The 10,801-nt window shown below is 62.6% G+C and carries 10 protein-coding genes; 7 read left to right on the forward strand and 3 right to left on the reverse strand.

What is annotated here, in order from left to right; genetic code table 11:
- The first annotated feature begins 554 nt into the window (after positions 1-554).
- On the forward strand, positions 555-1,658 hold the full coding sequence (locus tag E1261_RS15090) for a three-Cys-motif partner protein TcmP (protein ID WP_132407040.1): 1,104 nt from the start codon (positions 555-557) through the stop codon (positions 1,656-1,658).
- Positions 1,659-1,669: 11 nt separating this feature from the next.
- On the opposite strand, the gene E1261_RS15095 is transcribed toward E1261_RS15090, so the two are convergent.
- Positions 1,670-2,425: a DUF5131 family protein gene (locus tag E1261_RS15095; RefSeq protein ID WP_132407028.1), complete on the reverse strand. Its 756-nt coding sequence runs from the start codon at positions 2,423-2,425 to the stop codon at positions 1,670-1,672.
- Positions 2,426-2,642: 217 nt separating this feature from the next.
- Entirely contained in the window at positions 2,643-2,990 is a 348-nt protein-coding gene (locus E1261_RS15100) for a nucleotide pyrophosphohydrolase (protein ID WP_238176232.1), read from the reverse strand.
- Positions 2,991-3,174: 184 nt separating this feature from the next.
- Between E1261_RS15100 and E1261_RS15105 the strand changes: the two genes are divergently transcribed.
- From E1261_RS15105 to E1261_RS15125, 6 genes are all read left to right on the forward strand, one after another.
- Positions 3,175-5,028, forward strand: a complete 1,854-nt coding sequence (locus tag E1261_RS15105; RefSeq protein WP_238176233.1) for a DUF2075 domain-containing protein — start codon at positions 3,175-3,177, stop codon at positions 5,026-5,028.
- A gap of 275 nt (positions 5,029-5,303) precedes the next feature.
- Positions 5,304-5,783, forward strand: coding sequence for a Pycsar system effector family protein (locus E1261_RS45285; RefSeq protein WP_165952511.1), 480 nt, complete (start codon positions 5,304-5,306; stop codon positions 5,781-5,783).
- Between the two features lie 38 nt (positions 5,784-5,821).
- A complete protein-coding gene (locus tag E1261_RS15110) occupies positions 5,822-6,481 on the forward strand; it encodes a Crp/Fnr family transcriptional regulator (protein ID WP_165952512.1) in 660 nt (219 codons plus the stop codon).
- A 101-nt stretch (positions 6,482-6,582) separates the two neighbouring features.
- Positions 6,583-7,365 carry a hypothetical protein gene (locus E1261_RS15115; RefSeq protein WP_132407032.1) on the forward strand — a complete coding sequence of 261 codons (783 nt, stop codon included), beginning with the start codon at positions 6,583-6,585 and terminating at the stop codon, positions 7,363-7,365.
- 727 nt (positions 7,366-8,092) lie between these two features.
- Positions 8,093-9,454 (forward strand): hypothetical protein, encoded by a 1,362-nt coding sequence (locus tag E1261_RS15120; RefSeq protein WP_238176234.1) that lies wholly within the window; start codon positions 8,093-8,095, stop codon positions 9,452-9,454.
- 1 nt (position 9,455) lies between these two features.
- Positions 9,456-10,160 carry a hypothetical protein gene (locus E1261_RS15125; protein WP_132407036.1) on the forward strand — a complete coding sequence of 235 codons (705 nt, stop codon included), beginning with the start codon at positions 9,456-9,458 and terminating at the stop codon, positions 10,158-10,160.
- A 397-nt stretch (positions 10,161-10,557) separates the two neighbouring features.
- On the opposite strand, the gene E1261_RS15130 is transcribed toward E1261_RS15125, so the two are convergent.
- Positions 10,558-10,801 (reverse strand): EamA family transporter (locus E1261_RS15130; protein ID WP_165952513.1); only part of this gene is annotated, 244 nt, incomplete at its 5' end.

A 10,801-nucleotide genomic window follows, 5' to 3' on the forward strand; every position in this document is an offset into this window, starting at 1 on the left:
GCTGTAGCTTCGGTTCCGATGAGCAATGCCTGCATTACGCCTCTCCCCCAATAGAACTCGGTTAGTGCGGCGCGCTTGGTTCCCGCTGACCACGTCGGGGTTCGTCCCCGACACCTCAATCACGCACCGCGGGCAACCTTCATATACACACTCGCAGCACTACACGTCTGTCCTATCGCAGGCTCACTACCCAGCGTTACACAGGGACACGTTAGGTCCTCTACCCGCAGTCTCTGATCTGTAGAGATCTCAGCAGGCATCCCAACATGGCAGGTGGCCCGGCCAACCTTCCGAGAAGCCGTAAGGCTTCCCGACCGCGCGAGCAATTGTCGAACGAGGACATAGGTTCTCTCTGACCTGCAGTTCTGACTCCATAATCTTTCACTGCTGTTCAGCACCTGGCAGCGTCACCCAGCAGCGACAGACCCAGCGCCTACGCTCAGTCGGCGCCAGTCGGCCGGCCGACACAGCGATACGTCGCGCGGATCGGGCGGTGATGACGTAGCGTGATTGATGATTCACGATCGCACAAGGGAGGCTGCGGCGTGACCGACATGCTCTGGAAACTAGAACCGGCCACTGCAGCGAAGCATGGGCTCTACAGGCGTTACCTCGACGCTTGGTGGCCAATCATGCTGCAGCCAGCTCAGGGCGGATACCGGCAGCGTCGAGTTACCTACCTTGACGCATTTGCTGGCCCAGGACGTTATCTCGGCGGCGAAGATGGCTCACCGCTCTTCGTACTCGACCGCCTTCTTCACCACACTGCGGTCGAACGGATGCAACTGGCACGTGAACGCGTTCGATTGATCTTCATCGAGAAGGACCGGGCTCGCTTCGAGCACCTGTCCAAAGAGCTAGTTGCGCGGTTCGGCGGTCTCGACGCGCTGCCGGTCACGGTCATCGTCCGCCACGGTGATGCCGCCCGACTCACCCTTCCGTTGCTCAGCGAATTCGACGCGTGGTCTCACCCGATCATGGCCATATTCGATAGCTGGGGCAATGTGAACGTCCCGCTGTCGCCTGTAGTCACCCGGATCGCACGCAACCAGTCCAGCGAGGTGGTCGTCACGTTCGGCCCGAACTGGTTCAGTCGCCGAGAAGGCGAGAACCCAGATGAGCTGGACGACGTTTTCGGTGGCCCGCAGTTTTGGCGTCCCTCCGATCCGAGTCAGGCAACAGACGAACGTTGGCGTACTTGGCTTGAGACCTACCGTGCCGCATTGCGCCGGGCGGGCTTCGCCTATCAGCTGCAGTTCATGGTCGTGCCAGGTTCGGGGCAGCCACTCTTCCTGGTGTTCGGCACGAACCACAAGAGCGGCGTCGGGGCTATGAAGGACGCCATGTGGAGTGTTGACGGTGCCGGCGGCATGCGGTTCCGCGATCCACGTGTCAAGGGCGCGGTACCGATCGGCCAGATGGATCTCTTCGACTCCCAAGGGGTCGTCGACCCGGAGCTTCTCGAGCTCGTACACCAACACCTGGAAGACAAGCCGCTCACCACACTGGCGGAACTCGGAGAGTGGCTCCTGCTAGAGACCGCTCGATGGCGCAGCATGCACGCCAGCATCGCCGTACAGCACCTCCGCGATGAAGGTCAGGTCATGATCGAACCGCCTCGCCGGATCACGAGAGCTAGTACGATCCGGCTCGCGTGAATGGCTCTTGATCAAACCGCCACGTGGCCGGAGCGTTCAGGCATTCCATCCCACGTTTCTCCGTCGAGGTCACGTCCGCCAGCCTTCGGCGTCCGACCTCCCCACTGCTTGAAGAAGAACGGTACTCCTTGCGCGATTGACTGGTCGCGGATCTCACGGACCCAGCCGGCGTCGATTGGACGCGCGTTCGGCCCGGACTCACCGCCGACGATCACCCAACCGATTCCCGAGAGATCCAGTTCAGGCAACGGCCCAAGGAGTGGCTCTAGCGACAGGAATCGTACGCCTGCTTGGACCATCTTGAGGTCATCGATCCGGTGAAGCTCATCAGCAGACTCGACTGAGGTTCCGACCCATACATTCTCCGGCCACTCGATTCGACTCGACAGCAGCCGGAGACGACGAGCTCGCTTTGTCAGCAATTGGTATGTGTGTTGCGGAGTATCCCGCATAGTCTGGACCACCTGCTGAACGAAGCTCAGCGGCACTTTGGCATGGAACAAGTCCGACATCGAGTTCACGAAGACAATGCGGGGCTGTCTCCAGCGTCGAGGCACATCGAGCGAGTCCGGATGGACTGCGAGCCCAAATCCTGGCCCACTCGTGCGAGGGTCACCATCGGTCTGATACTTCGCAGACCCCATCGCCTTCAGTCGCTTCGCCAACGAGAGCGCGTAACAGTTGTCGCAACCGGCCGAGATCCGATCACATCCGGTCGACGGGTTCCAAGTCGCCTCGGTCCATTCGATACTCGATCGATCGCTCAACGGTCCTCCCCTGACCTCACCCTACAGAACGGAACAGGGCGCGGTAGGTCACACCATCCTTGAGTCCGGTCGTGCAGAAATGGGTGTTCCCTCATACCGTCGATCGCGGGCGATCCACGCGCACTTCGTCACGGATCACTACCAACGGGCTGGCTCGCATCAACCACCGACAGCTTTGTTCTTCGCCAGACTGACGCGTGGACGAACTGGTCAGTCCCTAGCTCTTCTCCGGGGCTTGACCATGAACTTCCTGTGCCGGGAAGCGAGCCGAGGAGCCGGCCAACTTGCGGTGGGCTGCTTCGGCCAGGTCGATGTTGAGCACATCAGCCAGGCGAACGAGGTACAGGAGGACGTCGGCCAGTTCTTCGCCGGCGCGTTGGTGGAGGTGGCCCTCGTGGGCGCGATTGGCCGCGGTGTCGGCGGGAAGCCATTGGAAAAGTTCGGCGAGCTCGCCGACTTCGCCGGTCAGGGCGAGGATCAGGGACTTCGGGTCGTGGAACTGGGCCCAGTCGCGTTCCTCGGTGAAGGCGCGCATGCGGTCTCGGAGCTCGATCAGATCAGACACGCCGCGAGCATGACACGGGTCTTGCTCGTGGCGCTCGCTGGGTAGAGTCGGGGGCGCGGCCCGACAGGCTTCCGCCGAGCGCTTGCGTTCACAGGACATGCCCCCACCCGCACGACCTTAATTCGTGCTGCCTGTGGGGGCCTTGCTCGTGACGCTGTTCCGTCAATCCGGTTCCGGGTTCGTAATGCTGACCCTTGAACAGCAGTTCGCGCTGAGGATCGCTGAGCAGATGGTCTTCCACACCGGGCGCCGGGCAGCGCCGTCAGAGATGCGGTCGTGGGAGCGCAGCCTGCCGGTTCTTGCGCAGGACTTGGAGCAGGCCGGGCTCGGCAAGGTCGAAGTACTGGTTGAGCACCACCTTCCGCTGACCTCGAAGCGGGCCGATGTCGTGCTGGCCGGTCGGCACCCGAAGACGGGCAAACCGTCGTACGTCGTCATTGAACTCAAGCAGTGGAGTCGTGCCACCGCCTGGGACGACGACCGGGAACTCGTTCTGATCGATGGGTTTCCGAACTCGCCGCGGTTGCACCCTGTTGCACAGGTGCGCGGGTACTGCGAGTACCTCACCGACTTCGCCAAGTTCTTGGACGGCGAGCCAGATGCAGTCGCTGGCGCGGCGTACCTGCACAACGCCATGGCTGAGGCGGACGTGCGGGATCTCTACGACTACCCGCAGGACAACCGAGGACAGCTCTTCACCGGTGCGAGCCGTGACAAGTTCATCGAGTTCCTCCGCGACCGGCTCGACCCCGATGTCCCAGGGAGCCCGTACGCCGACCAGCTGATCAACTCCGCAGTTGCGCCATCCAAGCAGTTGCTCGCAGTCGCCGCAGACGAGGTTCAGCGCCGCGAGCAATTCGTCCTGGTCGCCGAGCAGAAGCTGGCGCACTCGATGGTGTTACACGAGGTTGAGCGTGCGCGGAGCGCCGACAGCAAGTCGGTAGTCATCGTCACCGGCGGACCAGGCAGCGGCAAGAGCGTGATCGCTCTTTCGCTCCTCGGTGATCTGGCACGCAAGGGACGCAGCGTTCTCCATGCAACGGGCTCGCGGTCGTTCACCCAGACGCTCCGCAAGGTGGCTGGGAATCGGCAGCCTCGCGTCAAGAAGATGTTCAAATACTTCAACCAATTCATGGATGCAGAGCCCAACGATCTCGACGTACTGATCCTGGACGAGGCGCACCGCATCCGCGAGACCTCGGTCGACCGCTACACCAAGGCCGAATTCCGGACGGGACGACGACAGGTCGACGAGCTGATCGCCGCTGCGCGCGTCCCGGTGTTCCTGCTCGATCAGTACCAGGTGGTGAAGCCTGGAGAGCTCGGGACAGTCGAAGAGATCCGTCAGTACGCCGCTGACCTCGGGCTCCCCGTTCACCTGATCGAACTCGATGCGCAGTTCCGCTGCGGTGGCAGCGAGGAGTACATCCAGTGGGTCCAGCACCTCCTCGGTCTCGCGGAGGGCGAGCCGACCGCATGGCAGGGTGACCCAGCGTTTGATGTTCGAGTTGCCGACACCCCCGAGGCCATGGAGTCGTTTCTCCAAGAAAAGGTCAAGGCAGGGTACGGCGCACGAATGTCCGCGGGCTACTGCTGGCCATGGAGCAAGCCTCGCCCCGACGGAACCCTCATCGCGGATGTCCAGATCGGCGGCTGGTCACGTCCCTGGAACGTGCAAGGAGACCGCATGGTGGGAGAAGCCCCGCCGGCTGCACTGTGGGCCACCGACCCGAACGGCTTCGGCCAGGTCGGGTGCATTTACACAGCTCAGGGCTTCGAGTACGACTGGAGCGGCGTCATTCTCGGCCCGGACCTCATCTGGCGCGACGGACGCTTCACCACTATGTGGGACGCCAACAAGGACCCGGCCTTCCGCAATCGGAAGTCCATCGACGACGCGACGTTCGACCGCCTTGTTCGCAACACCTACAAGGTCCTCCTGACCCGAGGCATGAGCGGCACGGTTCTCTACTCCCCCGACCCCCAAACCCGAGATGCCCTACACACACTCGTGACAACCACACACCGGCAGGCTTAGGGCGGATCACGTCGATTCGGCGGTATCCCGATCGGTGAGGACATTGGGCCAGGCAGCGGGATGCCTGTGATGCCGGACGGACCTTGCAGCGCGTGCGGCAGCACTGTTTGAGATCTCGCAGCCGTCGTCCGATGGACGACCCCCTCTGGCCAGAGGGAACCTGCGGTCCGGTTGGTCGTGAGAGGACCAGGCGCGACACGCCGTTCCCATCGCACGAGTCGTCCCAGTCCACTTACGGTGAGTGACGTTCGCGGGAAGCTAGCAACTGGGGGGTCATGGCTAACGATGCGACAGAGACTGCGTGGCGTCTGCACGGATTGCTGATCGACTGGATTGCCAAGGCAGACGGCAAAGCAGGACAGGCCCTGTTGGTGCAGTCCGCGGTGCTCGGCGCACTCGGAATCTTCGGAAGCCCGACAGCGACCCGATCGGGCCCCTCGAGCATTCTGGTTCCGGTGGGGGCGGCCTTGCTCGTCACGGCTGCGGCATGTTCCGCGCTTGCCATCGCGCCGATACTTCGCTCAAAGAAAGCCGCCAGGACCGGCGACGAGATCGCCTACTTCGGACACTTGCGCTCACGCACGCGGGAGCAGCTCGAGCGGGACCTATTGGAATCCGACCTGCTGCCGATGCTCAGCGGGCAGCTGATTGTGCTGAGCGACATCGCCTGGTCGAAATTTCGCTGGGTGCGGCGCTCTCTGCTACTCGGCATCGCGGGAGCTGTCGTTCTTGTCGCTGCCGCCGTCGTGGGTTGATGGTATCCATGCGGCAGCGACGGAACTTCCGCGATTCGGTGACCGACGAGATTTGGAACGAACTGCTACTCCTCGGACACCGGAAGCTGTTTCGACCAGGCCACATTCTTCTGCATCAAGGCGCCGATGCCTCGTCCGTCATCGTCCTGACCGAAGGCATCGTCAGGGTATGGCAGAGCGACGATCAGGGACGAAGTCTGACCATGACTTTGCGCGGCCCTGGTGAGGTTCTCGGAGAGTATGGTGTGCTCCTCGAGCGACGCCGCTCCGCGAGTGTTGCTGCCTCCACCCGCTGCGCGGGACACACAGTGTCTGCCGCAGCCTTCCAGCGGTTCGCTGAGCGACATCATCTGACAGCAACAGTTCTCCAGCTCGCCGTTGAACGCCTCGAACAGCGAGAACACCTCGATGCCGGCCTGGCACATCTACGACCCGAGTCCAGGCTGGCTGCAGTCCTCGTCGCCTTGGCCGCTGAGGTGGGGAGTCCCTCGGCCGAAGGCATCCGCGTAGACCTCGGGATGCCAAGAGAACATCTCGCCGTGATGGCGTCGATGAGTCGCTCGCTCGCGTTGCAGGTTCTTCGCCAACTGCAGGCTGCGGGCTTGGTGCTGCCGGGCCGCCAGCATGTCACCATCGTCGATCTTCCGAAGCTGACCGCCGTGGCCGCCGGAGAGTCCGTTCAGGGGCTCAAGCCGTGACCTCCGTCACCGACCTTCCGTCCAAAGCTGGACGGAACGCGGCTTCGATCGCCGGGATGCTCGTAGCCAGGTTGCTGAAACAGTGAAAGGAAGGACTTGCGATGGAACGCGATTGGGAGCCTCTGCCGCCTTACCGCGCCGTTCTGGCGGTCGACGCGCGCAACTTCAGCCCGCTGAACAGCGCGGGCCAGCGCGCAGTCAATGCTGGCATCCAGGAGGTGCTGGCTCAGACACTAGCGACGATCGGCATGGAAGCCGATTGGCGGCATCACACCTTCGGGCAGCACACCGGTGACGGCTATGTGGGCGGGCTCGACCCCATCCTGCTACCTGGTCTGGTCGGAAGCTTCCCCGAAGCTCTGTCAAGCGCGCTGCGGGGGTGGCGGTCGGACTACCTGGACGATCTGCAGTTGCGCGTCAGCGTCCATGTTGGTCCGCTCGATGACACCGGCATCGGCGACCCGATGGTCCACACTCACCGTCTGCTAGACGAGGATCTGCTCAGGAAGTTGCTAGACCGAGCCGATCCAAAGGTCACCAACACCGCAGTCATCATTTCGGACCGCGTCTATGAGGACGTCTTCAGAAGTGGCGCATCGACCGGCAAGACGGTCGCCGGTCACTACCTGCAAAGAATTGCCAAGGTAAAGACGTTCGAGCGTCCTGCCTGGATACATGTCCCTGGTCTGGACTGGCAACTCGTTGATCCGGCACTGCTGGAGACGCGCCCATCGTCTGCTCCTCCCGAGGACGACGCACCGAGTACCTCATCTCCGGACCACCTCCCTGCACCGGCCAACATCGCCTTCCACCAACACGGCGATGGCCAGCAGGCGCAGGGATACCAAGTGACTGCCCATTTCACAGGAGGCCGCAATGACTAGCGATGGAACGAGCATCGATCGCCACAGCGACCCGGGCATGTATCAACCGCCACCATCTGAGGCAGGGCCGCTGCCCCAAACCGACGGCACCACCACCACTCAGGCGGCATCACCAGAGGAGCCAGAAGTGGCGCATGGTGCGGCGGACTCTGACCTCCCTACACCAGCCCAGCCCGCATCCGGGCATCACCTCGTCCAGCGGGTCAGTGACTCTGCTACCGCGCTCCAAGCCTTCAACATGGAGGTGCACTACTGGACGAGCGAGTTCGTCAGGCCGACGCGGATTGCCTCGACCGAGATCGAGCCGTACCTCGGCGATGGCTTTGTCAGCCCAGTGGGTGAGGATCCGCCGCCTGCCGGTGCACAGTTCAGCCTCGCTCTCCGACAACTGTCGAACGACGGCATGGTGGTCCTTGTTGCTCGGCCGGGGACCGGACGGCGATCACTCGCCTTACGGCTGTTGGCTCAGGGATCGTTCATGGCGACATCGCCCGAGATCTACGAGCTGGAAGCTCAGTGGACGACGCCGAACGCCGAGTTGCTGCCGGAACAGGGGCGGCGCTTCATCCTTGATCTGTCCAGCGGACCGGCTCAGCAGCGATCGGCTGCCTTCTGCCGGAGACTTGTGGAATACGGAACCAGGATGAGGACTAGCGGACGGCGGCTCGTCGTACTACTCCCAGCCCGGGAGCGTCTGCTGCCCGCAGATGAAGCACTGAAGCCCTATATGGTCGACGTGACACCGCCAGATGCAAAGCAGGTGGTCGCCCGATACCTAGGACGCAATAGGCCAGAGTGCCTCTCGTCCCTCGAGTCCAGCGAGTACCAGCCGACCTGGGATGCGCGCCCAACGGGCGCGGAGGCAATCCGCCTCGCGACGACCATCTCCGACGCCAAGGATCCAACGCCTGCGAAGGTCCTGGAGGAGTACACCGGTTGGAAGGATCACATTGCCGACCTGCTCGCACTCAAAGGCAAGACCTGGCAGGGAAGTCGGCTCGAGGCCCGAGCGATGATCTGGTCCGCGGCTTTGCTGGACGGCGGCCGCCTCGACTCCGTCCTCCGCGCAGCCGACGCGTTGCTGGACAGATTCGGCATAGAGCGTGGACCGGCTGACGTCCTCGGCGGACCGACGTCCACCGAGCGCCGAGAAGCAGCCAGCCTTGAACTCAGTCTGACGGGCGTGTTTCACGATCGAGCGAAGCACGGACTTCCCACTGCCATCCTTCAAAATCTCATGGACGAGTTCTCGACCGAGAAGACAACGATTGTCGAGTGGGCTACCTCGGTCGCGGCAGACCGAACAATCGCGAATGAGGACGCACAGCGAGCAGCCCGAACCCTCCTTTCGCTCGGCTTGAGCCGGAACGACTCCACGATCATCAGGACGCTCAGCACCGGTCTGACCGAAACCCGCATAGACCTGGCAGTCGAGGTCCTGACAGAGGCAGCGCTCGACACGCAGACGGGTGCGTTCACCCGAAGCATGCTCTACAACTGGGCCTCATCACCTGCCCAGCGGAACCTGGTTGCTGCCGTCTGCGGGGGCCGGCTGGGAGTCGAGCGGCCCGACATTGCTCTGACCCGATTGTGGAGGACGTCCGACCTAAGCTCGGTCGACAACCAGGCGTTGATCGATGCCTTCAGCACCTTGATCGACAGGCGAGCCTCAGTGGTTCTTGAGGCATTGAGAGCGTGGCTCAAGACCAAGGTGCAAGACGCCAAGACTCTTGGTGCCGTGCTTGCGATCGCTTCCAGCGACAACGGTTCCGCGTTCCTCCTCGGCAACTTGCGCGATCCCGACATCGGCCCCGGCTTGCGACACGTCTGGCAAGACTTGTTGAAGCAAAGAGAGATCAGCGAAGCGGTCCGTCGTGTAGTCACTCACTGGTGCGACCTCGTCTCCCGAGGCGAACTCCCAGACGAGGAAGTCCTCGACTTTCTCTCCGATGTGTACGCGCCAGGTATCCAGGGCAGTGAAACGCTGTTCCACGCCGAGAACGAATTCCTGAACTCATTCCGAGGTCAGATTCTAGCTCGCTCGATCCAGAAAGTTGTCGGGCAGCGGGACATTCCCGAGGCCGGCTGACATGCGTCTGGGCCGCTCCAAGCGTCGCCGGTTCGAGTTCAGCACCGAGCTCGCCTCCCGGCTAGAAGGCGTTGTCTTCCGAGCCATCGGTCAGATCGTGGTTGACGTGTCCGAAGAATCTGCGCGTGTTGACTGGGCAGCCACAGAGGCAGCTGCCCAATCAACACTGGACGCGGTCGCAGTTCCTGTGACCAGGGCATGTTCGCCGCTGAGCACCCACGTCGCGCAACTGCAACTGTCAGCGCACCTTGCCAAACGAAGGCCCGTGCATGGTTCGGCAGGAACGTTCATGACCGCTCACTGCCGGATCACGCTCAGCCCAGAAGACGAGCGTCGTACCCGGATCTTCTACGACACGGTCCGTTCCGAGCAGCTCCAGGTCGCCATCGACCGCGAGCGCTTGGGCTATCTGCGAGAAGTCCTGGAGGATCCGAAGCTTGCTCGTCTCTGGTGGCTCGACCGGCACGAGGACCAGGTAGCCGCCATGACATGGGAGGAATTCGACAACACCATCCTGGCCGAGCTGGCATCTACGGACGAGTCCGTCTCCAGAGCTGAGCGAGTCGCACGCACGATCACCCAGGTATTCGAGGAGCTTGCCTCCAACCAAGCTAAGCAAACACAGTTCCTCGAACTCACGGAAAAGGTCGTCAAGATCATGGGCTGGTCTCAACTCAGCGAAGAGCCAGAACCCCCGAGTGAATAGACTTGTCGCTGTGCGGATCCGTGACATCCGGGTTGAATTGCCACCAGTCCGCACACCCAGAACTCGATACTCCGGCAGGGCCAGTCCCCATGGCCTCCGGACCACGATGGATCTGCCAGCGTCCCCCTGCCAGACGCTCCGCGCTGACTCGTTCCTGCCATCCCGCACCAGTTAGCTGTAAGGCCTATCCCTCCGACATGGTGCCACTGGGGTGAGAGGTTCAGATCAACCAATTTCTGAGCGGCCTGACCTCACCGTCCTCCGGGTGCTCGGGACTAGCTCGCTGCCGTCGTACGAAATTCTAGGAGAGGTTGTTAGCAGTGGGCGTGGGGCCGTGCGCCGAAGCACGCCTGGTGCGCGCCGCGCTTGCAACCGAGCCTCCAGGAGGATCCGGGAGCTATTCGCGGCGGGCTTGGAGGATGACTGCTATCAGGAGTGTGGCTGCGCCGGTGAGGGTGAGGGGGGTTAGGTGTTCGTTGAAGGCTAGGACGCCTATTAGGGCGGCTAGGAGGGGTTCGACTAGGGCTATGACTGCGGCGGTGGAGGCTTGGATGGTTTTTAGGCCTTGGTAGAAGGCGGTGTAGGCGAGGGCGGTGGGGACTAGGCCGAAGTAGGCGATTAGGGGCCAGGTGGATGGGGTT

This window comes from Kribbella albertanoniae (genome assembly GCF_004348455.1).
Classification (GTDB): Bacteria; Actinomycetota; Actinomycetes; order Propionibacteriales; family Kribbellaceae; genus Kribbella; species Kribbella albertanoniae.